General features: G+C 49.3%; 24 protein-coding genes and 1 pseudogene. 5 read left to right on the top strand and 20 right to left on the bottom strand.

What is annotated here, in order from left to right:
• Positions 1–37: 37 nt before the first annotated feature.
• A complete protein-coding gene (locus tag L1285_RS22485) occupies positions 38–712 on the top strand; it encodes a ComF family protein (RefSeq protein WP_235414406.1) in 675 nt (224 codons plus the stop codon).
• Here L1285_RS22485 and L1285_RS22480 read toward each other — a convergent pair.
• Positions 709–3,240, bottom strand: coding sequence for a M14 metallopeptidase family protein (locus tag L1285_RS22480; protein ID WP_235414405.1), 2,532 nt, complete (start codon positions 3,238–3,240; stop codon positions 709–711). The two genes, L1285_RS22485 and L1285_RS22480, sit on opposite strands and share 4 nt — an antisense overlap.
• 155 nt (positions 3,241–3,395) lie before the next feature.
• Between L1285_RS22480 and nfuA the strand changes: the two genes are divergently transcribed.
• Complete coding sequence (gene nfuA / locus L1285_RS22475; protein ID WP_235414404.1) at positions 3,396–3,971, top strand: Fe-S biogenesis protein NfuA; 576 nt, start codon at positions 3,396–3,398, stop codon at positions 3,969–3,971.
• A gap of 6 nt (positions 3,972–3,977) precedes the next feature.
• Positions 3,978–4,256, top strand: a complete 279-nt coding sequence (locus L1285_RS22470) for a hypothetical protein (protein WP_235414403.1) — start codon at positions 3,978–3,980, stop codon at positions 4,254–4,256.
• 36 nt (positions 4,257–4,292) lie between these two features.
• Here the strand turns inward: L1285_RS22470 and dinF are convergent, their stop codons facing one another.
• Positions 4,293–5,624 carry an MATE family efflux transporter DinF gene (gene dinF, locus L1285_RS22465; RefSeq protein WP_268836296.1) on the bottom strand — a complete coding sequence of 444 codons (1,332 nt, stop codon included), beginning with the start codon at positions 5,622–5,624 and terminating at the stop codon, positions 4,293–4,295.
• On the opposite strand from dinF, the gene L1285_RS22460 reads away from it, so the two are divergent.
• On the top strand, positions 5,601–6,647 hold the full coding sequence (locus L1285_RS22460; protein WP_235414402.1) for a polysaccharide deacetylase family protein: 1,047 nt from the start codon (positions 5,601–5,603) through the stop codon (positions 6,645–6,647). The two genes, dinF and L1285_RS22460, sit on opposite strands and share 24 nt — an antisense overlap.
• Here the strand turns inward: L1285_RS22460 and L1285_RS22455 are convergent.
• From L1285_RS22455 to L1285_RS22395, 13 genes are all read right to left on the bottom strand, one after another.
• A complete protein-coding gene (locus L1285_RS22455) occupies positions 6,625–7,656 on the bottom strand; it encodes a protein-glutamate methylesterase/protein-glutamine glutaminase (RefSeq protein ID WP_235414401.1) in 1,032 nt (343 codons plus the stop codon). The genes L1285_RS22460 and L1285_RS22455 overlap by 23 nt on opposite strands.
• Positions 7,657–7,665: 9 nt before the next feature.
• Positions 7,666–8,280: a chemoreceptor glutamine deamidase CheD gene (gene cheD / locus L1285_RS22450; protein ID WP_046007067.1), complete on the bottom strand. Its 615-nt coding sequence runs from the start codon at positions 8,278–8,280 to the stop codon at positions 7,666–7,668.
• A complete protein-coding gene (locus L1285_RS22445) occupies positions 8,277–9,098 on the bottom strand; it encodes a CheR family methyltransferase (protein WP_235414400.1) in 822 nt (273 codons plus the stop codon). Before L1285_RS22445 ends, cheD begins: the two co-directional genes overlap by 4 nt.
• 161 nt (positions 9,099–9,259) lie before the next feature.
• Positions 9,260–11,947 carry a methyl-accepting chemotaxis protein gene (locus L1285_RS22440; protein WP_235414399.1) on the bottom strand — a complete coding sequence of 896 codons (2,688 nt, stop codon included), beginning with the start codon at positions 11,945–11,947 and terminating at the stop codon, positions 9,260–9,262.
• A gap of 1 nt (position 11,948) precedes the next feature.
• Positions 11,949–12,464, bottom strand: coding sequence for a chemotaxis protein CheW (locus tag L1285_RS22435; RefSeq protein WP_125721762.1), 516 nt, complete (start codon positions 12,462–12,464; stop codon positions 11,949–11,951).
• Positions 12,461–14,584, bottom strand: coding sequence for a chemotaxis protein CheA (locus L1285_RS22430; protein WP_235414398.1), 2,124 nt, complete (start codon positions 14,582–14,584; stop codon positions 12,461–12,463). The genes L1285_RS22435 and L1285_RS22430 overlap by 4 nt, the downstream gene beginning before the upstream one ends.
• An 18-nt stretch (positions 14,585–14,602) precedes the next feature.
• Positions 14,603–14,965, bottom strand: coding sequence for a response regulator (locus tag L1285_RS22425; protein ID WP_046007072.1), 363 nt, complete (start codon positions 14,963–14,965; stop codon positions 14,603–14,605).
• A gap of 9 nt (positions 14,966–14,974) precedes the next feature.
• Complete coding sequence (locus L1285_RS22420) at positions 14,975–15,247, bottom strand: STAS domain-containing protein (protein ID WP_046007073.1); 273 nt, start codon at positions 15,245–15,247, stop codon at positions 14,975–14,977.
• A gap of 124 nt (positions 15,248–15,371) precedes the next feature.
• Positions 15,372–15,974: an SCO family protein gene (locus L1285_RS22415; RefSeq protein ID WP_235414397.1), complete on the bottom strand. Its 603-nt coding sequence runs from the start codon at positions 15,972–15,974 to the stop codon at positions 15,372–15,374.
• Entirely contained in the window at positions 15,971–16,876 is a 906-nt protein-coding gene (gene cyoE, locus L1285_RS22410) for a heme o synthase (protein WP_235414396.1), read from the bottom strand. The genes L1285_RS22415 and cyoE overlap by 4 nt, the downstream gene beginning before the upstream one ends.
• A 3-nt stretch (positions 16,877–16,879) precedes the next feature.
• The gene (locus tag L1285_RS22405; RefSeq protein ID WP_235414395.1) at positions 16,880–17,872 is read right to left on the bottom strand and encodes a COX15/CtaA family protein; all 993 of its coding nucleotides are present in this window, start codon (positions 17,870–17,872) and stop codon (positions 16,880–16,882) included.
• Positions 17,869–18,369, bottom strand: coding sequence for a transmembrane cytochrome oxidase associated protein (locus tag L1285_RS22400; RefSeq protein ID WP_235414394.1), 501 nt, complete (start codon positions 18,367–18,369; stop codon positions 17,869–17,871). Before L1285_RS22400 ends, L1285_RS22405 begins: the two co-directional genes overlap by 4 nt.
• Complete coding sequence (locus L1285_RS22395; protein WP_235414432.1) at positions 18,359–19,033, bottom strand: SURF1 family protein; 675 nt, start codon at positions 19,031–19,033, stop codon at positions 18,359–18,361. Before L1285_RS22395 ends, L1285_RS22400 begins: the two co-directional genes overlap by 11 nt.
• Before the next feature lie 62 nt (positions 19,034–19,095).
• Here L1285_RS22395 and L1285_RS22390 point away from each other — a divergent pair, with 62 nt between their 5' ends.
• Positions 19,096–19,404, top strand: a complete 309-nt coding sequence (locus L1285_RS22390) for a DUF2909 domain-containing protein (protein WP_082079009.1) — start codon at positions 19,096–19,098, stop codon at positions 19,402–19,404.
• Here the strand turns inward: L1285_RS22390 and L1285_RS22385 are convergent.
• From L1285_RS22385 to lexA, 5 genes and pseudogenes are all read right to left on the bottom strand, one after another.
• Entirely contained in the window at positions 19,304–20,167 is an 864-nt protein-coding gene (locus L1285_RS22385) for a cytochrome c oxidase subunit 3 (protein ID WP_235414393.1), read from the bottom strand. The genes L1285_RS22390 and L1285_RS22385 overlap by 101 nt on opposite strands.
• A 124-nt stretch (positions 20,168–20,291) precedes the next feature.
• A pseudogene (locus L1285_RS22380) lies at positions 20,292–20,807 on the bottom strand (cytochrome c oxidase assembly protein); the annotation flags it as partial.
• Positions 20,807–22,399, bottom strand: a complete 1,593-nt coding sequence (gene ctaD / locus L1285_RS22375) for a cytochrome c oxidase subunit I (protein WP_046007081.1) — start codon at positions 22,397–22,399, stop codon at positions 20,807–20,809. The pseudogene L1285_RS22380 and the gene ctaD, both read right to left, overlap by 1 nt.
• Entirely contained in the window at positions 22,396–23,508 is a 1,113-nt protein-coding gene (gene coxB / locus L1285_RS22370; protein ID WP_235414431.1) for a cytochrome c oxidase subunit II, read from the bottom strand. The genes ctaD and coxB overlap by 4 nt, the downstream gene beginning before the upstream one ends.
• Before the next feature lie 329 nt (positions 23,509–23,837).
• Positions 23,838–24,446 (bottom strand): transcriptional repressor LexA, encoded by a 609-nt coding sequence (gene lexA, locus L1285_RS22365; protein WP_046007083.1) that lies wholly within the window; start codon positions 24,444–24,446, stop codon positions 23,838–23,840.
• Between the last annotated feature and the right edge of the window lie 412 nt (positions 24,447–24,858).

The raw sequence follows: 24,858 nt of genomic DNA, 5'->3' as shown, positions 1-24,858 counted from the left end.
ACTTGTCGCTATGATAGCGATTCAAGGATGGAAAGCAATGTCATTGTCCCACGTACTCGCACAGGCGCTGTTTCCCCGCTACTGTGCGTGTTGCCAGAGCCCGGTTACTCATGAAGGCTTATGCACGCCCTGCCTGGAGGCGCTGCCACTGTTTCTCCCTGAGGAGGGTAACCTGTTGTTGCGTGCTGATATCCAAACCCAGTTTAACTTGCCTGATTGCGACGGGCTGATAGCCTGTGGCTGGTATCATGGGGTACTAAAGCGCTGGTTATGTGAGTTAAAGCTGCACCAGCGACGCCATGCCGCCCGTTTACTGCGCCAGGTTATCGCCTATCAGTGGCAGTGCTATTGCATAGAGCAAGTGCCACAAGTGGATACCGCCGTCGTCATCCCATTACCCAGACACAGGTTGATCAATCGAGGTTTTAATCAGGTGATGCAAACCTGGGGCTGCGTGCTCAACGGACAGCTGCCTATCCTGCCGGTTTTGTCGAAACGCATGACGCGTGCACAGCAAACCTTAAATCGTCGGGCGCGGTTACACAATCAGAATCAGGCGTTTAGCCTGGCAGGCTCCCTTAAAGGCCAGCGTATCTTATTGGTTGATGATGTGATCACCACAGGCGCGACTATGAATGCCGCAGCCCAGCTCTGTCGACGCGCGGGCGCGACTCAGATCTGGGCCTGTGCAACCTGCCTGACGCCCGCTTAATGAATGGCCTGCGAGAAAAACAGTGCATTATTAAACAAGCGGCTGCTGCCATACCAGAAACCGCGAAATACCGGGTTATCCGGCATGGCAATGACCACCCCTTTACCATAGGTATCAGCCATCAGTGCTGAGGATTTCGCTATCTGCGAGACATTTCTTTCGTCTGCATACCCCGCTAGCAAAGGCTGCGTCTGATATACCGCCACATCCCGAAAAGGGGCCTCGCTCGCCTGCAACACCCAGGCGCTGTTTTTAAATACGGGTAACATGGCGTTGTCAAAACCAAATGCCAGTGGATGAGAAAGGTCCAGCTGAGTGCCAAAAATGGCACCTGCTATACGCTGCTGGGCAGCCAGTTGCTCTTTGTCCTTGAAACGCAGCCCCTGAGTGTCGAAGGTCGCGCGCAGCTCTTTCGTGCTGATGATCTCAGCCTTAAGCAACTGATGTTCAATCAGCCATTGGGCACCGCGTTTATGTCCCCAGATCACGCCCCCTTTTTGGACCCAGCTGATAATGGCTGCCTGCGCTTTTTTACTCAGCGCCGAATAGCGCCCATCGGCCAAAACCAGGTGGCTGTAACGGCTCAAGTCAACCCGTTCTAGACGGTCCAGCTCTATGATGCTGGGTGCAATTCCTATATGTCTGTCAAGGTGATACCAGATCTCACCGACTTCATACTGACTGGTGCCCAGCCCGCCAACCAGTAACACCTGTGGCTTGTGCAGGGGCATCATCCGGCGTGAGCCCAAATCAATTCCCTCAGGCGTCAGACCTGAGCTAATCGCCTTAAGCTCTATCCCCAGTTTCACAGCCTGTTCGGCCAGTACAGTTCGCCATTTGTCCAGATCTTGTAAGCCAGCTGGGATCACCACAGTGCCCGCCTCAAACTGTTGCTCTCCCTGGGTGAGCTTGGCCGTGAACGGCTGCAATGCAACGCGCGCTTCAATACCGTCTGTCAGCAGGCGGTTGAGTAACTTAGGCGCCAGATAATGCTGCCAGGAAAAGGCGTAGGCATAAGCCGCATCATCAGGCGTTTGCGCTGCCAGGCTGCGCGCTTGCCAGCCTGACTCGCTCACCTTAAGTCCCCAGCTGCTGGTGACCCGGGCAAAGTCCAGATCGTAGGCATAGGGCAGTGTCCAGCCCGATACATCATAAAAGGTATTGTCTTTAAAATGTGTTTGCTCGCTGAACATGGCTTTGATCAGACGTACTTGCGGCTGTGACAGCGGTATGTAAAGGTCACCCTTTTTAAACTGCTGGTCTTTTATTTTCAGCGCTTTTTCCAGCTGTTTTACTGTGATCTGATGCTGACTAAGCAGTTCCACAAATTGCTTCAGACGATAGGGATCCTGCCCTGCCGATACCACATACCCCTGATAGTCCTGCTGCTTGGCCTCCTTTTCCGCACTGAGATAAAAGTGCTGCTGATAGTCAAGCAGTGCCTGACGGTTAGCCGCTGCGCCTTGCAAAGTAGATAACGAGGTGATCAACTGGTTCTTAATGGTCTGCGGGAAAGTCAGCAAGCCATTGATGGTTTGCTGCATATGACCACGACTGCTGGCCTGTTCAAACAAAATACCGACTGAACCATTGATGTCCGGATAGGTCGAGCCTTTGCCGTAGTAAAAATCGTCAAAGCTCTCCTGGGTAAAATACAGCTGACCTGCCTGATCCAGCGCATCAGCATGAAACTGGCCAATCGCCGCCGTTAAACTCTGGTTGCGCGCTGGCGTCAGCGGGTGTGTGCGTGACGGGATCCCCGGCTGAAAGAAGTAACTGGAGTTTGGGCCCATCTCGTGGAAATCAGCCAGTACATTTGGTTTCCAGTCATGGAAGGCGGCGATCCGGGCGCGTGATTCTGGGTGCTGCAACAGCAGCCAGTCGCGGTTTAAGTCAAACCAGTAGTGATTCGTTCTGCCAGATGGCCACCTTTCTACATGCTCTCTGTGCTCTGGATCGCTGGATAACACTGCTCCCCGGTGACTGTTCGCCCAGCTGGCAAAGCGGGCCAACCCGTCTGGATTGAGTGACGGGTCAAGCAGAATCACGGTATCGCGTAACAGGGCGTCAATCTTCTCGCCCTGTGCCGCGGCCAGATAGTATGCCACCAGCATAGCGGTGTTGCTGCCCGAGGGTTCATTGCCATGCACACTATAACCGAGCCAGACAACCGCCGGCGCATCTTTGCGCGGCTGCGGCTGCTCAAGCGCAGCTAGATGGGCGTTTTTGACGGCCTCAATATTGCCCTGTCGTGCCTGCTCAGTGATCGTCAGTAACACCAAAGGACGTCGCTCATGACTGTACCCTATCGTTTTTATCGATACTCTGGGGCTGGCCTCTGCCAGCACGTTTAAATACTGAACCAACTGCTCGGGGCGTACATGCCACTCGCCCACGTCATAGCCTATCACCTCATGTGGTTTTGGGATGCTAGGGTCGAACTGACTGGTGTCATCAAAATAAAAACTCAGGGGCCTGGCGCTGAGCTGTAAACTCAACACACACAGCACGATTAACAGGCGATGCATAAATACTCCGTTTATTCTGGCAATTTTTAACCAGCCAGTACGCTAGCAACCCGATTCCAGTTGCTGCAAATTTTTACGCCCAACACTAGCTACAACAAGATGAGGGGAGTATCATAGGGATTAACCGAGTAATTTAGTCAAGTATAGCGTAGATTATGATCACAATTTCAGAGACAGCTCAGTCACATTTTGCCAAGTTATTGGCCGATCAGGCCGATGGAACTAACATTCGCGTATTCGTCGTCAACCCAGGTACCGCTCAGGCGGAGTGCGGTGTGTCGTATTGCCCAGCCGATGCCGTTGAAGACAGCGATATTCGCCTGCCCTTTAATGGTTTTGAAGCCGTCGTTGACGCAGAAAGCGCGCCATTCCTGGAAGAAGCTGAAATTGACTTTGTCACCGATAAAATGGGCAGCCAGCTCACCCTGAAAGCACCGAATGCGAAAGCCAAAAAGCTCAGCAACAATGCTTCTTTGGAAGAGCGCGTTGAACACATGCTGGTTACCGAAGTGAACCCTCAGCTGGCCAACCACGGTGGTCAGGTTAGCCTGGTTGAAATCACAGCTGAAGGTATTGCGGTACTACAATTCGGTGGTGGCTGTAACGGCTGCTCAATGATTGATGTCACGCTTAAAGAAGGCATCGAAAAAGAAATGATCGCCAAGTTCGAAGAGATCACTGGGGTGCGTGATATCACCGAGCACTCACGAGGCGATCACTCATACTATTAATTGGGTATGCGGCGTTTGATTTACCGCTTAGGGTCTCACCCTAAGCGGAGTCTGCGGTTTTTCCTCTGCGGGCTCGCGTTGTTTGCACTCAGCGCGGCGCTGATTGCGCTGGGTTATTTCTATCAAGCCTGGCTCCAGCTGCCTGGCTTAGTCATACTAGCGCTCGCACTGGGTGTGGCCGGCTATGGCTATCTGGGGATCTTCGCCAATCGCTTTTCTCAGGTACTGTCGGCACGTGACGCCGCTAAAGCCGAGGCCAAAAAGGCCTTTGATGAATGGAAATAAGCCATCAGCGCCTTTTGGCGCATACCGCAGGTTGATTTAATCCAGTAACTGCTGCCTGGCACTCAGCTGCTGATATTTCACAATCAGTGTCAGCCCTCTTAATCCCATAAAGCAACTCATGGCAAACCATAATCCGTGATTACCCCATTGCTGAGCCAGCAAAAACGGCACAAAGAATCCAAGCACAGCGGACAGTAACATACTGTTGCGCATTTCCTTCGCCCGGGTCAGGCCAACGAATACGCCATCAAATAAAAAGCAGCTGGTTGCTATCACAGGTAACACGACCAGCCAGGGCAAATACACCAGTGCAGTATCAATAACCACCGGAATGTCGGTGAGTAAGCCAATCACAGCCGGACCAAACAAAGCAAACACCAGGGTATACACCAGGGCGAAGCAACCAGCCCAGAAGCAGCTCAGCCGCACCCAACGCCTTAACATAGCTAAGTCTCGTGCGCCTTTGGCCTGCCCGACTTTGGCTTCAACAGCATACGCAATGCCATCCATCGCAAAGCTCACCAGCATCAGAAAGTTCAGCAGCACCGCGTTGGCAGCCAGAATATCTTCGCCCAGCCTCGCGCCATAAAAAGTCATAAAGCTAAAACACAGCTGCAGCATGAGAGAACGAATAAAAATATCACGGTTAAGATGCAGCAAACGTTGCATCTCCTCTTTGTGTGGTACTTTGAACTGCCACTGCCAGCCTGCCCGCTCAAGCACCCCGCGCAGCAAATAACAAGACAACACCAGCGCGGAATAATCAGCAATCACAGATGCCCAGGCCGCCCCTGCAACGGCAAAGTCCAGCACTACCACAAACAGGACATCCAGTACTATATTAACGATGTTAGTAAACAACACCACGTAGAAAGGACCACGTCCGTATTGCATCCCCAGCATAAATCCAAGCATCACCAGATTCAGCATGGCAGCGGGCGCACTGAAGATACGAATGGAAAAGTATATCGCCGCTTGTTCAAAAACTTCAGGGGTGGCCGCGGATAGCGCCGCGATCAGGTCAAGTAACCAGGGCGTACTCGCTATCAACAACAGAGCAAACAACACAGCAAAGCTCATACTGGCCGACAACGACTGAAGCGCCCGTCCAGCGTCTTGCTGGCCATTTGCCTGGGCAATTTCCCCGGTGGTGCTCATGCGCAAAAAACTGGCCAGCCAGAACAGTAAGGCAATGCTGCCGGAACCCAGCGCAATACCAGCAAGGTAATAGGCTTCACTCAGATGGCCGATAACCGCCGTATCAACTAATCCTAACAGGGGCACCGAGATATTTGATAAAATCATCGGGGCAGCAATAGCAAGCAATTGAAAATGGTGGGAAGTATGCGCGCGATTAAGTGGTTTCATGTTTTAGTTCTTATACTCGTTTTATTCAACACCCGGGCAGGCCTGGCCGCGGTCATTCTACAGTATCATCATGTCAGTGAAAAACTGCCGGCCGTCACCAGCGTCAGTGAAGCCACTTTTCTTGAGCACCTGACCTTTCTCAAAACAGAGCAGTTTAACGTGATTGCCTTGGATACGCTGATCACGCAACTGCAGGCAGGTAACGCACTGCCTACAAAAACCGTCGCCATTACCTTTGACGATGGTTACCTGAACAACATGGAAGCGGCAGCCCCACTGCTTAAGCAATTTGGTTATCCCTATACGATTTTTGTTAACCCTAAACTGATTGATGAGAAAAAAGGCTATGTAATGAGCTGGGAGCAGCTGCGCCAGCTGGCAAAACGCGGTGCATTAATTGCCAACCACAGCGCTCAGCACGATTACCTGCATCATAAGCTAGCCGGAGAAAGCCAGGCTCAGTGGCGTAACCGGATCCGTGAGGATCTGCTTTGGTCACAAGCGCGGATCAAAGCCGAGGTGGGCCATGATTTACCTTATATCGCTTACCCCTATGGCGAGTTTAACCGCCCTTTGCAAGCGTTAGTCGCCGAGCTGAACCTGGTAGGGATTGGACAACATTCTGGCGCCGTTGGACCAGACTCAGACTTTACCCGTCTGCCACGTTTTCCCGCTTCAGGCATCTATGCCAGTCTGAAAACCTTAAAAACCAAGCTTTATTCACTGCCGTTTTCACTGGCTCAGGCTAAATATCAGGATTCGGTCACGGATAACCGCACACCCTCAATTACCCTGACCTTTAAAGAGATGGATTTTTACCAGAGCCAGTTCGCCTGTTTTGTATCTGGTGCAGGCAAAGCAGAGCTGACCTGGCAGGGTGATAAAACCGTGACGATTACAACACCAAAACCCTTATCGAATGGGCGTTCTCGCTATAACTGTACGGCGCCTTCAAAAAAACAAAGTGGACAATTTTACTGGTACTCGCAACCTTGGGTGATCACGGACGCTTCACAGCACTAAGCAGCTCCATCGTTACCTTGGACAGCGGCACCACTTTATCGGCCGCCTTCATTTCAACGGCGGCCCGTGGCATGCCCCACACCACAGAGGTCGCCTCATCCTGCGCCAGCGTTTTTGCTCCGGCCTCTCTGAGACGCAGCAGCGCTGCAGCGCCATCACTGCCCATACCAGTCAATAAACCCGCGCTGACCTGTTTTGCCCATGGCAATAGAGAGTCGAACAACACATCCACTGAGGGCCTGTGGCGGTTAACTTTCTCACTCTGGCACAGCTGACACAGCAGGCGCCCTCCTTTTTGAACCACTTTAAGGTGCCTGTCTCCTGGTGCAATAAACACCTCCCCGGGCATAAGCACATCCCCATCTTCGGCTTCTTTAACCGATACATCGCAAATACGGTCCATACGCTGCGCAAACGACGTGCTAAATACCGGGGGGATATGCTGCGCAATTACCACGGGTGGGCAGTGCTGGGGTAACCGGACCAAAACCTCACGTAATGCCTCGGTACCGCCTGTAGATGCTCCCAGCGCCAACACAGCGCTGGTTTTGAACTGGGTATGCTGCGATACAGGTGCCTGTTGCACATCTTTTTCAGCACGAAGGGCATACAGGTTGGCCTGGCGGGCAATACGGATCTTCTGATGTAATGTCTCTGCGTAAGCGTGTAGCTGGGCAGCCACATTTGAGGTTGGCTTGGCGATGAAGTCAATGGCACCCAGTTCCAGCGCCTCGAGCGTTGCAGGCGACCCCTGCTGCGTTAAGGTTGATAGCATGATCACAGGCATCGGGCGCAGGCGCATGAGGTTTTTGAGAAAGCTCAGCCCGTTCATCCTTGGCATTTCAATATCCAGGGTTAACACATCGGGGTTGAGCTTCTTAATCATCTCACGCGCTTCATAGGGATCTTCGGCCGTCCCGACCACCTGGATATCCTGGGCAAGCTCAAGGACCTTGGTCAGTATCGCTCTCAGCGAAGGGGAATCATCAACTATCAGTACCTTAATCATGCGCTCTCTCTAAAACAACTCAATATCAGTTTGCTTGCCTTGCTCTTCAATATCATGCAGATACTTAACCTCGCGTTTTTCAATGGTGTCGTTGTGCATCTGACGCAGCTTCTTCACCTGAGCTTTACCCGTTTGAGGGTGAAATACCACTTTGCGTGGCCAGGGCCCACCGACATCGTGGGAGATAAGAGTGAGATTTTCTTCCTCTACGTAGGCTTCTGCAAAGCGAATGTTGCCAATACCTATGTCTGTCATCGAGCTGATGATTTTCCCGCCGCCAAACAGCTTAATTTTTAGATTCTCTCGTCTGGCCCCGTTTTTAATCACTTCATTGATCAGGTATTCCATAGCCCAGTTACCATAGCGACAATTAAGATCGTCGGCATGAATCGCGGTCGTCCCTTTTACACCTGGCAGCATAAAGTGGTTCATACCACCCACCCTGTGGTGTTCGTCATAAATGCAAGCCGCAATACAGGAGCCTAATACCGTGGAGATCAGCTCATCATTCTTTGATACATAAAACTCTCCGGGTAACACTTTTGCGACAACAGCACCACGACCCGAATCCCAGAATCGTTTTACATGTTCAAAGCCATGTAACACAGGCTTAAACTGGTTCATATCTGCGCCGCCTTTTGATACATAGTTCTCCCCAGGTTTTTAAACTCCAAATGCTCTTTGCCCATCGTCTCCGAGTGACCGATAAATAAATAACCTTGTTCGGCCAGCAGTTGATAAAAGTTTTCAAACAACCTGTCTTTGGTTGCCTTGTCAAAATAAATCAGCACATTACGACAAAAAATCACATCGAAAGGCCCTTTCATTGGCCACGGCTCCAGCAAATTAAGGCGCTTAAAGTACACGCTCGAGCGCAACGTTTCTTTTACTTTGTACTGAGTGCCATCTGGGCTGCCCATAAACCATTTTTTCAGATGCTCGCTATTCAACCCTGTCACCGATGCACTGTTATAAATACCTTCCTGGCCTTTGTGCAATACGTTCGAGTCCAGATCCGTGGCTAGTACCTTCACATCCCAGTCAGCTGGAAATGCGTTGCCTATGGTCATCGCAATACTATAAGCCTCTTCACCAGTCGAGCAGCCTGCGGACCAGATCCGCACCCGTTTATCTGTTTTATGTTTGAGCTTTAGCTCAGGGATCACCTTCTGGTGTAAAAAGTCAAAATGATGCACTTCGCGAAAGAAGGAGGTGAGGTTCGTTGTGATGGCATTAATAAAGTGGCTAAACTCTGCATCGGGTTCTTCATTGAGAAACGCCAGATAATCTGCAAATGAGCTTAATCCGTTGGCCCTCACTCTGCGTGCTAGTCGCGAGTACACCATGTCGCGTTTATGAGGACCGAGTACGATACCGCAGGTCTCGTAAACTCGCCGAGATATACTGCTGAAGTCCTCATCCGTCATCAAAAACTCTTTCATATCCCTCCTCACCCAAGCGTCATGAGCCCGAGCGCTCGTATCATGCAGTGTTACGTGCACTCGGTATGTGATAATTCCGGTGGGTTAAGACGTGCCACTGTCACGAAGCTGATGCGAAGTGCGCGGCACCGCAGCACAGCGGTGCAAACAAACCAGAACTGTTAAAACTCTTCCCATTCCTCAGAGTCGTCCGCAAAACGGTTGGCTTTGGTTTCCAAAGGCGCTTGCGTAGTGCGACTTTCAGGCGCCGACAAACCCATGGCAGGCGAGCGAGCCTGACCATTTGTCGCCTGAGGTTTATTCGCTATAGCCTGGCGGGCAACTGGCGCCTCTCCAACTTTAAAGAAGTTGAGCATATTGCGCATATCATTTGCCTGTTCAGCCATTGATTCACCCGCAGCGGATGCTTGCTCCACCAGCGCTGCATTTTGCTGGGTCATTTCATCCATCTGAGTAACGGCTTTATTTACCTGTTCAATCCCGGAGCTTTGCTCTACCGAAGCATCCGCAATATCAGAGATCATATTGGTGACACGTCTGACAGATGCCACTATTTCCTTGAGTGTTTCACCTGACTCATTAACCAACAGCGTACCATCTTCAACTTTGCTAACACTGTCCCGGATCAAATCTTTGATCTCTTTTGCCGCTCCCGCGGAGCGCTGAGCCAGGTTTCGCACTTCGCCTGCCACCACGGCAAAACCCCGCCCCTGTTCACCAGCCCGGGCTGCCTCTACCGCGGCATTCAACGCCAGTAAATTGGTCTGAAAAGCAATTTCATCTATTACGCTGATGATATCGGCGATTTTTTTACTCGAATCGTTGATTGCAGACATACTTTCGACCGCACGATTAACCACCTCACCGCCGCGCGTTGCTTTTTCGCTGGTTTCTTCAGCCAGCTCATTGGCGACCTTGGCATTGTCTGCATTCTGACGCACCGTGCTGGTCATTTGTTCCATACTCGACGCCGTTTCTTCCAACGAAGAGGCCTGTTCTTCAGTACGCTGGCTTAAGTCTGCATTACCTTGCGATATTTCCTCTGCACCACTGGCAACCAAAGTGGCTGACGCACTGATCCGCTCAAGCACATTGGTCAGTTTGTCAGCTGTGCTGTTCGCATCTTGTTTCAGCTTGTCGAACGCCCCCTGATAGTCGGCTTCAATGCGCTGTGTAAGATCGCCTCGGGCTAGCGCATCTAACATATTCCCCGTGTCGGTCACAGCACCATCGACGCTTTCAAGCAACCCATTGAGCCCCTGAGTGAGGCGTAAATAAAACCCCTGCTTATCGCCTTCCTCCAGTCGCGCTGACAAATTCCCCGCACGAGCCGACTCCACCACCGCATTCACTTCCTGCTCAATTGCGACTTCGCCAGTTCTGTCTTCCCACTCGACCACAGTACCGGCACGCTCACCAGCATCCGTGATGATGGGATTAGCAACCAGGCCAAAGGTACGCCCGCCAACCTTTATTTCGGTTTGATAAGGTTTAGACAAGGTCTCTAACAGGCGTCTCTGGTGCGCAGGATTGCGATGAAATACATCGATATTTTGCCCAACCAATTGGTTACTGTCGAAATTAGGCAGGTCTTTGCGGATATCAGACTCGGCATTTCTCATCATCTCGAGTACCGCCTGATTCATATACACTATGGTATTGTTGGCGTCAGCAATCATGGTATTGGTTTGCACATTGTCGAGTGCACGGCGTACCCTCAGGTTTTCACCCGCAGCCTGCAACGCTTTTTGCTCAGCAGCCAAACGCTCCGTTTTATCTTCCCACTCAACCACAGTGCCAATGCGCGCCCCTTTTTGATCAAAGACCGGCGTGGCAATCAAACCAAAATTAAATCCAGCAACCACAATATCGGTGCTATACACATCTGATAGCTTGTTCAGTAAACCGCGCTGATGCTGCGGATTCTCATGAAACACATCGATGTTGGTACCAATTAAAGAATCAGCATCAAAGTGAGGCAATGCCGTGCGAAGCTGGGCCTCATTGCCTCTGAGCATGGCCAGTACCGACTCATTAACATAGACGATATTGAGGTGCTCGTCGGCCAACATTACATTCGCCTGACACACATCCAGGGCACGGGAAATTCGCGCATTCTTCTCAGCCAGGCTGCGGTGTTTTTCTTCAGCCGCAAGCCACTGCGTCTGGTCTTTCCATTCAACCAGTGTCGCAATCCGGTGCCCCTCATCAAAGACGGGTGTGGCAATGAGATCAAATGACAGCCCCGCAACCTTAATTCTGGTTTGATAGGTGTCGCGCAAATTGGCCAGAATATTACGCTGATGACTTGGGTTTTTATGGAAGGAATCAATATTGGTGCCTATCAGGCCGGCAACACTAAATCCCGGTAAATCCTGCTGTAATTGCTGCTCATTCACTTTGAGCATAGATTTTACGGAGTCATTCAGATAAACAATATTCAGATCGGCGTCTGCCACCATAATATTGGCCTGGCAACCTTGCAGTGCCAGCAGCAAGCTCTGTGTATAATCGTTTTGCTCCTGCTCATCGTCTGAGGCTTTTAACGCTTTGAACAAGTCAGGAAAGTCACTTAGGTCTATGCCCTGCAGCACATCCTGATCTGCCACCGAGACATGCGGCAACACGCGATACACGCAACCCAGCTGGTCACTAAACGCTGATAGCGCCATCCTCAGGTATCCTAAAGCCACGACAACCCCAAACAGAGGTAAGGCCACTGCCACCAGCTTCATGCTTTCAGAAGCTGTGCCCCCAAGCTGAAGTCCCAGTACGATGCTGACAACCAGTATCACACCGGCGATTATGATTTTATTGTTTAAACGACTTTGGATACTCTGACTACTCATTTCAGCCCCCGTTACTCTTAACACAACTTTTGTCGTGTAAATCGAGCACTTTCTTCAAATTTAATAACACCACCATTTTTTCCCCTACATTGACCAGACCATGAACAAACTGTGCATTTTCTGAGTCCTGAAAATCGGGCACATCCTTCGCGGTCTCTTCTGAGATGCTATACACATCGGACACCGCATCTACGACAATGCCCATCAGTTTTTTCTGCTCATTGAGGGTTACCGACACCACTATCACCACAGTGAGCGGGCCATAGTCGATGTGAGTAATACCAAACCGCTGCCGCAGGTCGATAATGGGTACTATCGTCCCGCGCAGATTCATCGCACCTTTAACAAATGATGGAGAGTTGGGGATCACAGTTACAGGCTCCCAGCCACGAATTTCCTGGACCGTTAGAATATCAATCCCGTACTCTTCTTCATCCATCATAAACGTCAGAAACTGCTTCTCGTCTGCATTGGCATCCAGCACCAGTTGCTGATTCAAGTTCATGCGCTCTGTCATGCCGGGATACCCTCATCCGTCTTCAGGTCAACGAGCAGCTCAGACGAGCCAGGTCGCCTTAAACCGCTCAGTTTTATCAGGCCACTGATATCAATGATCAAAGACACCGTGCCATCCCCTAAAATGGTTGCCCCTGAAATACCATCAACACGTTGATAGTTGGCTTCAAGGCTTTTTATCACAACCTGCTGCTGAGCTAATAAATCATCCACCAGGATACCCACTTTGTAATTGTCGTTTTCAACCACCACCAGCAAGGTCTTGTCCAGTTCTTCGCGCGCACCTTTGTGGTTAAAAATGTCATACAAACGAAGGATAGGAATGTACTCATCGCGCAAACGTAGCACCTGTAAGCCCTTACCAACGTTACTGACTTTGGTAATATCAATTTGCAGCGATTCAACAATCGAGATCAGTGGAATAATATAAGTATGTTCAGCAACCTGTACCAGTTGCCCATCCAAAATTGCCAACGTCAGTGGCAAGCGGATAGTAAAAGTTGACCCAACGCCAGCTTCAGAACTCACTTCCACTGAGCCATTCAAGGCCTGAATATTTTTACGCACCACATCCATGCCAACACCCCGGCCGGATATTTCACTGACATTGTCTGCGGTTGAAAAGCCGGGCATAAAAATTAGTTCATTGATCTCGTCAACAGAAAGTTCGTCCTGCGCCTGGATGAGCCCGTTTTGAATAGCTTTGTTGCGAATTTTATCGGTATCCAGTCCTTTGCCATCGTCCATAATCTCAATCACAATATTACCGCCCTGGTGAAATGCATTCAGCGTGACTGTTCCGACCGGATCCTTACCCTGAGCAATGCGCTGCTCGGGTGTCTCAAGGCCATGATCCAGCGAGTTGCGTACCAGGTGCACCATAGGATCAGAGAGCTTTTCCATGACGGTTTTATCTAGCTCGGTTTGCTCTCCAATCAACTTAAGCTCTACCTGCTTATTTAATTTTTGTGAAATGTCGCGCACGAGTCGTGGAAAGCGGCTGAAAACAAAGCTGATCGGCAGCATACGAATACGCATCACGTTTTCCTGCAGATCGCGGGTATTATGCGCCAGTTGCGCAAGACCCTCTTGCAGCGCCGCGATACTGGACTCGGTAATTTCCTGCTCACCTATCTGACTGAGCATAGCCTGTGTAATAACCAGCTCTCCTACCATATTGATGAGTGAATCCACCTTATCTATACCGACCCGAATGGAAGTGGTGCTGGGATCTGCATTTTTACGCGCATCTTTACCCGCCGATGGCTCCTTTTTAACTTCGTGCAGCGGTTTTTGAGGGACATTTATCTCTAGTGGTAGTTCGGGCTCAGCCTGCTCGTAAGGCAGCATATCGACTTGTGCTGTGGGTTCAGCAGGCGCATCGAATAGACCGCCGCATTGCACTATGGTGATTTCGGCATCATCTTCTACCCATTCGAAGATCTCACGAATTGCCGCCTCGCCACGTGTGGTGGTCAGGAAAAACCGCCAATAAAGGTAGCAATCATCGGGCGTCAGCTGTTTGAACTTAGGCAACTCATCGTGCAGAGCTTGGATTTCCAGCTCTCCGAGTTCAGACAACTCAGCAATCATGTACAAGGGCTCATTGCCCGTTTTAAACAGGTAGGGCAAAGGCTTGAAATCGATCTGAAACGTGATAGGAAGGTGTGCCTGCTCTTCGGATGTATCGTCGCTTGTACTGGTAGCCTGCCCTTGCTCGTCAGTGCGACCGTCACCATTAAGAATGGCTTCAAAGCGCTGTTTTAATTCGTTTGCTTCTTGTTGCTCGGGCTCCTGTTGCGCCTGCAAAGCCGTCAGCATCGCCCGTAAACAATCAACGGCCTTGAGCAACAGATTGACATGCTCCGCAGTAAGCTGTCGTTGCCCGTTGCGAATTTGGTCTAACAAAGTCTCAAGCACATGAGTAAAGTCAGAAACTGCTGTAAAGCCAAAGGTACCACTTCCACCTTTTATTGAATGTGCAGCACGAAAAATGGTATTGATGGTCTCCTGATCTTCTTTACCTGGTTCAAGGTTCAGTAACTCAGACTCCATCGCATCGAGCCCTTCGAAGCTTTCTTCAAAAAACACATCGAAAAACTGACTTAAGTCGATACTCATGGCAGCACCTCGTGAGGATTAACGAATGACTTTTTTCAGTACAGCCAGCAATTGTTCAGGGTTAAATGGTTTCACAATCCAGCCCGTAGCGCCTGCCGCTTTACCTTCGCTTTTCTTATCCAGGCCCGACTCGGTGGTGAGCATCAGCAACGGAGTAAACTTGTAATCAGGTAAGTTTCTCAGCTCCCGAATTAGGGTAATGCCATCCATAACGGGCATATTCACATCCGAGATCACAGCATCAAACCCTTGTTGTTTAGCCAGATTGAGCGCTTCACTGCCATCCTTTGCCTCGACCACGTCAAAGCCCGCTTTTTTTAAAGTAAAGCCAACCATCTGACGCATTGAAGCAGAATCATCCACAGCTAAAATCTTTTTCATAATGACCTCTTAATTCGTACTACTGATAGATAAAAGTTCGGTTAACCCTAGTTTCTCAACAGATGAAGACAACGCGGCACTTTCGCCTACCCAGGAAATGTGCTGTCCAATATCCAACAAATATTTTTGCAACGCACACAGCAGTTGGATTGAAGCCGTGTCTGCACGCACAATCTCACTGATGTCTAAAGAAATAGCATGGCCTGCATCAAGCTCAAGCACCAGCTGCTGATGCAATTCTTCAACCTGGTTTATGACCAGCTCCGGGGGAAGTTTAATCATGTGCCTTGCACATTCCTTGCAAATCTTATTGATATGAATAGATTAGACCGTGACCGTGAAATTGCCATATTTATAACTTAAAAGAAATAATTAATTATTAAATTCAGTCACTTTACGCAGCCTACTACTGACCAGGGACTATCACTTTAAAGTCTTCAATTAGCTGAGACTCATTAATAACGGGCACCTCCCCGGCCTTGAACTCAGGCTTGAATATGGCCGCCAATTGCGCTTGCGGGTTAACTAATGCAATCGATGCACTATGGTCGACATAATACTCTGGTTGGTCACTGTTATTAATGGCATAGATCAAGCCAATGTCCCGAACAAATGGGAACAAGACGTTATGGGGCGCTGATGCAGCGACAAAATCAGGATTAAAGTAATCAATATATTGTTTTCGTTTTTCTTGCGTATCGCGCTGTGGGTCTACCGCAACAAACCAGACGCTGACATTTTGGTAAGGCTTTAACTGATCGGCAATATTGGTGAGTTTGGCCAAAGTCATTGGACAGATATCAGGGCAGTGTGTGTAACCGAGAAACAACAAACTCCATTGCCCTTTTAATTGCTCGGTTGTAACCGGCGCGCCATGTTGATCTTCCAGCGTAAAGGGCTTAAGCGCCCTTGGCTGTTCATAATGTACGGCAAACTCTGACACTTTGGGGGCAGGCTGGCACCCAAGGAGCAGTGCAATCGTACATAGAAGAACAAAAAATTTTTTCATATCAGAGCTCTGTCAACGAATAGTGAGACAAAGAGTAACAGCAAATACCAGATAGAAAAACGAAAAACCCCCATCGCCTGTTGACCTGTATGATGAATATACAAACGCACAACCAAAAAGATAAACAATCCATTGAGTACACTGGCCGTGGCCAAATACACATACCCCACCATACCTATCAGATAAGGAAGCACACAGGTCACTGACAACAACAGTGTATATACGGCGATACACAATTTAGTGAACTGGATCCCATGCGTCACAGGCAACATAGGTGTGCCTGCCCTGGCATAATCCGCTTCGCGCGCTATCGCCAGTGCCCAAAAATGCGGAGGCGTCCAGGCAAAAATGATCATCACCAATAACCAGGGCTCGGCCGCCATGCTGCCCGTTTCGCTTACCCAGCCCAGTAATGGGGGTAAAGCTCCAGCCAGTCCACCAATTACGATATTTTGCGGCGTCATATGTTTGAGGAACATAGTGTAAACAACCGCATATCCGAGCAAGGCCAATAGGGTTAACACGGTGCATAACCAATTACTGAACACCAATAAACCTGTGGTTCCGACAATAGCCAGACAAGCGGCAAACAACAGCGCCTTTGATACACAGAGTTGTTGCCTCGCCAGGGGACGGTGGCGCGTTCGTGCCATCTTACTGTCTCTGTTTCGATCAACGACATGATTAACCGCAGCAGCCGCCGCAGAGATAAGACCAATTGACAGCAAACTCATTAGTTGTTGTACCACAGTGCGCCCTGTATCCGGTGCAAGCGCAAGGCCTACCCAAGCAGTAAGTACCAGCATCATGACCACCTTAGCTTTGGTGATCGCCAGGTAGGGCTTGATACCTGCGTAGAAATCGGGCAGTGCTGATCCGAGTTGATGTACGCTCATAGCCATAACTTACTCCTTAGATTGATAAAACAGCAGATAACACACCCGAACCATGCTCAGCAGTAAAAGCGCCGCCATCACATTGTGAAATAGCGTCAGCAACAGCGGGAACTGCCAATGTACAATCGCCCCGCCCAATAGCACCTGGCACAATACAAGGATAGCCGGCAACATAATGACAGGTCGCACATGCTTGTCGGGAATGCCCCGGTACAAACGCCAGCTTAACAGCAAGATGGCACACAACGTGACCATGGCCCAGACCCGATGAACCAGGTGGATGGAAAGCCGGGTTTCAAACGGTAGTACACCGAACTCATAACTGGCGGAAGAATGTGGCAACTGAAACAGACTACTCAGTGAGAACAGCTCGCCATTTTCACATAACGGCAAACCACGGCAATGAGGCGCAGCATAGTTAGCAGCAAGCCATCCGCCCAGCGCAATTTGCAGTATCAGTATCAACAACACAGCCAGAGTCAAAAACCTCAAACCGGCAACATGAGCAATGGGGACAGCAGCTGGCTGACGAGCTTTGAGCCATAACAGCGTCAACAGGCTAAGTATGGTAAACCCACCCAGCAGATGCCCCATTACCACCAAAGGCTGTAAGTTCATCGTCACGGTCCACATACCCAGCATTGCCTGAAATATGATTAATACGACCAGTAACCCCGACAACCCTTTTATATTTTTGTTGGCGCTGGAGTGGCGCAGTGCCATAAAAAAAATCACTGCGACTATCAAGCCTAAACTGCCAGCAAAATACCTGTGTATCATTTCGATCCACGCTTTTTTTTGGTGTACTTCTGCACCGGGAAACTTCTGCTGCGCCGACATTAATTCATGAGATTCGTTAGGCACCGTCAAAAAGCCATAACAACCCGGCCAGTCCGGGCAGCCAAGGCCGGCATTACTCAACCGGGTATAGGCCCCCAATGTGACCACCAGAGCTGCCAGCAAGGCTGACATAAATACTAATCTTCTAAACCCTTGCGTCATTGCTTACCTCCCGCACTGCTTCGCTCGTAAGACAGTAGCTTTTTTAAATCCTTCAGCAGGCCTTTCAGCAGCACCCTGTTTGCGGTTTGGTCTGGCTGCGGTAAATACTCCAGTACCACCAGACCGTGCTTGTCGACCAGATAAAAAGCCCCCGGCGATAAACTTGCAACCTCTGGCAGTACACTGGCTTGTTCGCTTTGTCCCTCACCCAACAAAAGCAAGCCCACTTGCTGACGATGCTTACCCAGTGCAACAGTGAGTTGCTCCATCAAAGCAATCTGGCTCTGACATAACTGAGCACAACTAGCTGGCTGATTCAAAGCAATAAACCAGGCCTTGTGGCTTTGTTCTGGCACATCCAGGATGACCTCCTGACTCAGAAAGTTACCTTGATTAGTCGTGCTATCCGGTTGCCAACCCGACCAGAGCACCACCCATGCAGCGATCAGAGGTAACATACAACAGGCTAAAAATAATCCGGCTACCTTATTCATCATTCTTCCTTTTATAAGCAAAATAGGGAACAACCACTGCAGCAACTGCCAACAACAACCATTGCAGTGCATAGGCCCGATGTTTCTCTGGCCCCATAACAACCGCTTCATAGTGGGGCTGTATGTTGCTCATAACTGGGCGTGAAGCATACGCTAAGGCAGGTACTACCGGACGCCGTGTCTGCGCAACAAAAAAGGCATGATCAAGGTACTGGAGCAGCTCGGGCTGGGTCACATTCAGATCAGGCTGCGCAGCTAACGTAAAACCTGCCCACTTACCGATTTTGAACTCTACGTCAACGGTTTGTAATTCGCTGGGGAGTGTAATCTCAGGTAAAACGGCGCGGCTGTGTGTTGCCGGGATGAAGCCAAGATTGACAACCAACCACGTTTCGCCGTAAACAGGGCGAAATAAGGTAACTACATCATAGCCAGGTGCGCCATTTAATACCTGATTGTCGAGCAGCCAAAAACGTGACGTATCAAAATACCCCCTCACCCTAAACAGCTTTCCCTCCAGGGCACTTGGGTTTTGCAGGTCAGCAAGCGCATTAAACTCGAGCGGTGACTGATCGCTTTGTCGCTTCTCAATCAGGTGGATCTTTTGCGCCGCTCTTTGCCACTGCCATAGAGAAAGAGCCAGGCAAGTGCACACCACAACACCCACTGCCAAAACTGAGCAATATGCGCTAACCTTTGATCTACTTATGTTTACCTGCGTCATATGTCATGCTACTCAAATTAATTATTATTGTTTTGCTTTTCAGCATCATCTATAACCTGTTTCGAGCTTTGTTCATCATGCTCAAAGGGACTCAATCAGGAGAGTCAATGTCTCGGCTGTTGGGTAAAAGGGTGTTTTTCTCAGCAAGCGTTTTGCTGCTTATTCTCATTGCGAAAGGACTGGGCTGGCTCAACTTCAACCCAGCCCCGGGCGCTACAACACATAAACAAACACAAACAAGCACAGCCAGACCACATCAACAAAGTGCCAGTACCAGGCACCTGCCTGAAATGCAAAATGATGATGTGCACTAAAATGCCCCTTCATTACCCGTAGCCAAACCACTGCTAAAATAATAGCGCCAAGCGTGACATGCATACCGTGAAATCCAGTGAGCATAAAGAAGGTATTACCATAAATGCCTGACTCTAAAGTAAGCCCCAAATCCTGATAGGCATACACATATTCCTCAACTTGCAGGGCCAAAAAGGCAAACCCCAGCAAAATAGTTAACCCTAAAAACACCTTTACTTTGTTTCTTTGGTCCTGCTCCATGGCAGCGTGCGCAAAATGCAGTGTGACAGATGAAATCAAAAGAATAATGGTGTTTATCAGCGGCAGACCTTGCCATCCCATGGCTTGTGTTGTGTCACCACTTGGTGTGTTCAGTAAAGGCCATACCGCTTCAAAGCTAGGCCACAGTAACTCGTTTGTCATAGCGTTATTGCTTGCACCACCCAGCCAGGGCACCGCAAACATACGCGCATAGAACAAAGCACCAAAAAATGCAGCAAAAAACATCACTTCAGAAAAAATAAACCAGGCCATCCCCTGTCGAAATGAACGATCCATCTGCTGTGAATATAAACCGCCTTGCGACTCCCGAATAACATGCCGAAACCACCCGGCTAACATAAACAACAGTAAGCCAATCCCGGCATATAAAATAAACTGGCCAGCAGGGCTTTTCATTACGGTTAACCCTCCCCCTACAGCAACTCCAAACAGGGCTACGGCCCCCACTATGGGCCAAGGGCTTTGCTCAGGTACATAATATTTTTCGTAACCACTAGCCATGACTTAATCCTCGTATTTGTTGATACACTGCGGCTTGTATACTGTAAACGTAACCTTTACCAACCGCGTCACGCTCGAAATCACCAAACTGCTTTATTGCTGGGTACTGAGGCATACCATAAACAGCCGCATTTCTATCTGTGATGTCATACAACGTATATGCGAGCGTCAGCTCTGCGATGTCAGTAGGCAGCTCTGTGTCGACATAGAATCGTAAGGTGAAAGACATTTTCTGCCTTGCTTGCATACTTTGTTGATCAAAGCAAAAGCAAGCGAGCTTATGCAGATACTTTGCCGCCATACCAGGAGAGACAGATGGAATAGCCTGCATTATGCGAGCATCAACGCTCAGATTTTCGGCCGTAAAACTGACTTCTGTTAACGTGCCAGGTGTAACAGTCACTTGATAGGTCTCGGCCTGCACCTTAAAGGGTGCCTGTCCTTGCGTATGCGTTGTGAAACTCACATCTACTTTGCGCGCTAAGTCTTGCTCTTTGCTTGCCTCAGCGGCTGTTAGCTCTACTTTGCCATTGAGCCCTGTGATGTCGCAGAACACGTCGTAAAGCGGCACCAGGGCAAACGCAAATGCAAACATACCCAGCACCAATAACAAAAGCTTTCTCAGTAACGGAGCATGCATTACTTCACCTCAGGAGGTGTACTAAAAGTATGATAAGGTGCAGGTGACGCAACATCCCACTCCAACCCTTCTGCTCCATCCCACACCTTGGCTGGCGCACGCTGCCCGCCTGCTATGCACTTGAATACCACAGCCACAAACAGTAGCTGAGATAAACCAAAGGCAAAGCCGCCAATACTTATCAAAGCATTGAAGTCTGCAAATTGCAGTGCGTAATCGGGGATCCGTCGTGGCATTCCTGCGAGCCCAACAAAGTGCATCGGAAAGAATAAGATATTCACGCTGACCAATGACAACCAAAAGTGCCATTTAGCCAAGGTCTCGCTGTACATATAGCCTGTCCACTTAGGCAACCAGTAGTAAGCTGCTGCCATAATCGAAAAGACAGCCCCTGTGACCAGCACGTAATGGAAATGAGCAACCACAAAGTAAGTATCGTGATACTGAAAATCGGCGGGCGTAATCGCCAGCATTAAGCCCGAAAAGCCTCCGAGCGTAAACAGTACAATAAACGCGATAGCAAATAACATCGGCACTTCAAAACTGATTGAACCACGCCACATTGTAGCTACCCAGTTAAAAACTTTGACGCCGGTTGGTACAGAGATAAGCATAGTCGCATACATAAAAAAGAGCTCACCGGCCAACGGCATACCGGTAGTAAACATATGATGTGCCCACACAATAAAAGACAACAAGGCGATGGATGAGGTTGCATATACCATGGATGCATATCCAAACAGTTTTTTCCTTGAGAAAGTCGGCACTATCGTAGAGATCACCCCAAAAGCCGGTAATATCATGATGTATACTTCTGGATGACCAAAGAACCAGAAAATATGCTGGAACATCACGGGATCCCCCCCGCCGGCAGCATCAAAGAAGCTCGTTCCAAAATACTTATCCGTCAACACCATAGTTACCGCTCCAGCCAGCACAGGCATTACAGCGATCAGCAGAAATGCGGTGATCAGCCAGGTCCATACAAACAAAGGTAACTTCATCCATGTCATACCGGGCGCGCGCATGTTGACTATGGTCACGATGACATTAATTGCCCCCATTATTGAGCTGACACCCATGATATGAACTGCAAAGACGAATAAAGCGGTATTGTCGTTACTGTAAGTGGTGGACAAAGGCGCATAGAAGGTCCAGCCAAACGCTGGGCCACCGCCTTCCATAAAGAGCGAGGCCAGCAATATCAGAAAAGCAAATGGTAAGATCCAAAAGCTCCAGTTGTTCATCCGTGGTAGCGCCATATCGGGCGCGCCAATCATCATGGGTACCATCCAATTAGCCAGTCCGGTAAAGGCAGGCATTACGGCACCAAACACCATGATCAAACCATGGACTGTAGTCATTTGATTGAAAAAGTGGGGGTCTACAAGCTGAAGCCCCGGTTGGAACAGTTCAGCCCGGATCACCATAGCCATCCCACCGCCGATCAGAAACATCAACAAAGAGAACAACAAATATAATGACCCTATATCTTTATGATTCGTTGTGAAAAGCCAACGCTTGATACCGGTTGCCGGACCGTGGTGCGCATGATCGTGCTCGTGTTCAGCTTGCTGTGTGCTCGAAGTCATTTGGCTTCCTCCTGTTTTCCGTCAAGGTAAGCTTGTATTTGACTGGGTTGGATAACTTCCCCGGTATCATTCCCCCAGCTATTTCTTTTATAGGTTATAACTCCGGCTACTTCTTTTAATGAGAGTTGCTTGGCAAAAGCCTGCATCGCGGTACCTGGACGCCCATCCATAATAATTGCTATGTGTGCTTGCAAGTCCCCAGTGACCATAGCGCTGCCTTTCAAGGCAGGAAACACCCCCTGCAAACCTAAGCCCGTAGGCTGATGGCAAGCAGCACAATAAGCCATATAGACGCGCTCCCCAGTTGCCATCAGCTCTTCTTTGCTAAGCGTCTGATCTAATAAAGCGGCCTCTTGCTGCGCAGCAAGCGCTCTTTGCGCCTTCTCGTTAGCAAGCCACGACTGAAACTCAGCTTCGGGCTTTGCTTCCACTACAACAGGCATAAAACCATGGTCTTTGCCACACAGTTCCGCGCATTGACCTCGATATGTTCCCGGTTCATTCACATTCGTCCATGCTTCGTTAATAAACCCAGGATTCGCATCCTTTTTAACTGCGAAATCGGGTACCCACCAGGAGTGAATCACGTCGTCAGAAGTAAGTAAAAACCGCACTTTCTTGCCAGTTGGGATGACCAGTGGCTTGTCGACTTCGAGCAGATAGTTCTCTGTTTTACTCTCCATATTGTCTATCTGCGCTCTTGGTGTAGACATTAAGGAATAAAAGTCGACATCATGGCCAAGATATTCGTAATGCCATTTCCACTGTGACCCCGTTACTTTGATTGTCAGGTCTGCCTTGTCAGTGTCTTCCATCGCAATCAAAGTTTTTGTTGCAGGCACTGCCATGGCCACCAAAATTAAAAACGGAATGGCTGTCCAAAGGATTTCGACCTTAGTACTTTCATGAAATTGCGCAGGCTCTGCACCTTTAGAGCGCCGGTGGTGGATCAATGCCCAAAACATGACTGAAAAGACTATCAGCCCAATTACGCAACAGATCCAGAATATGGTCATGTGTAACTGATAAACTTGGTTACTGATGTCTGTAACCCCCGTACGCATATTGTAGTCGCTTGCGAACACGAGCGTACTGACGAGTAAACACATCGCAACTATGATGAGTTTCGCTATTTTCATTAGACGTCTCCCTCGATTGCCTCAGGAGTGCGAAGCAACGGTTCTTATTATCGGATGACTGTCATTTCACTTGGGTTAACCCATGCGTACTGCACGACCATTTAACAACTAGTCAAAATTTAACCGTTTAGCAAGTTTTTATCTGACGCTGATTTTGTTTTCTAGGGTAGGGAAACAATTGAAAAATAGCTGTTTGTTAGGAGTCACTCATACGCTGAACCACTTGGGGTGGCTGCATATAAGTGTTTACAAGAAGTAAAATCCGCCCGGCATGTCTCACGCCGGACGGTAGGAAAGAATTAAATATCGCTGCGTATCACGCCGACAGCCAAACCTTCGACAGAGAAATTCTGTTGCTCTAGGTCAACCTCGATAGGAGAGAAGTCTTCATTTTCAGCGTGCAAGTATACTTTCTTACCAAGCTTTTCAAAGCGCTTAACTGTTACATCTTCCTCAACTCGTGCAACGACAACCTGCCCGTTATTCACAACCTGAGTACGGTGTACTGCAAGTAGATCTCCGTCCATGATCCCTATGTTCTTCATGCTCATTCCATTAACCCGCAACAAGTAATCTGCGGCAGGATGAAACATTGCAGGATCGACCGAACAATGGCTTTCAATATGCTCTTGTGCGAGTATCGGCTCACCAGCTGCAACTCGGCCAATTAAAGGTAACCCTAGTTGCTCTGGCTCGTCGTCAACCAAACGGATCCCTCGACTTGCACCAGGTACCATTTCAATTACACCTTTCTTAGCCAATGCTTTCAAGTGCTCTTCTGCGGCATTCGCACTGCGGAACCCAAGTGACTCGGCAATCTCTGCTCGAGTCGGCGGCATGCCAGTATCCTTAATGAAAACTTTTATAAGTTCAAAAACTTGTTCTTGTCGTTTAGTAAGCGGTCGCATATAACTGGTTTTCCATACAGTGCATTTACTGTGAGTATATACAGTTATCATTTTTTCGCAATGGTTAATCGCCTTTAACCAGCAAAGGTAACGTGCAAAGTACAATGACAGCGAGCAACGCGAGTACATTTACTTTGCGCAAGGGTGAATTGCGACCGAAGCACCGCTTCGCAGCGCGATGAACGCGAGGCATGGACGCCGATAACACGCATTACGCGCCGGGAGCCCCCCACAGGGAGATGTGCCCAAAGGTTGCTAGGTACGAGCTTCACCATCCAACCCAGCTTCATGGATGAATGAAGTGCAAAGTACAATGACAGCGAGCAACGCGAGTACATTTACTTTGCGCAAGGTGAAATGAGCTGGTTTAGCTGTTGCTGAGGGACTTAAACGCAAAAAGCCTAACTCGTTC

Origin of the sequence: Pseudoalteromonas sp. DL2-H2.2 (assembly GCF_021532535.1) — a bacterium.
GTDB classification, from domain to species: domain Bacteria; phylum Pseudomonadota; class Gammaproteobacteria; order Enterobacterales; family Alteromonadaceae; genus Pseudoalteromonas; species Pseudoalteromonas rubra_A.
This window is presented reverse-complemented; position numbering and strand designations above follow the sequence as displayed.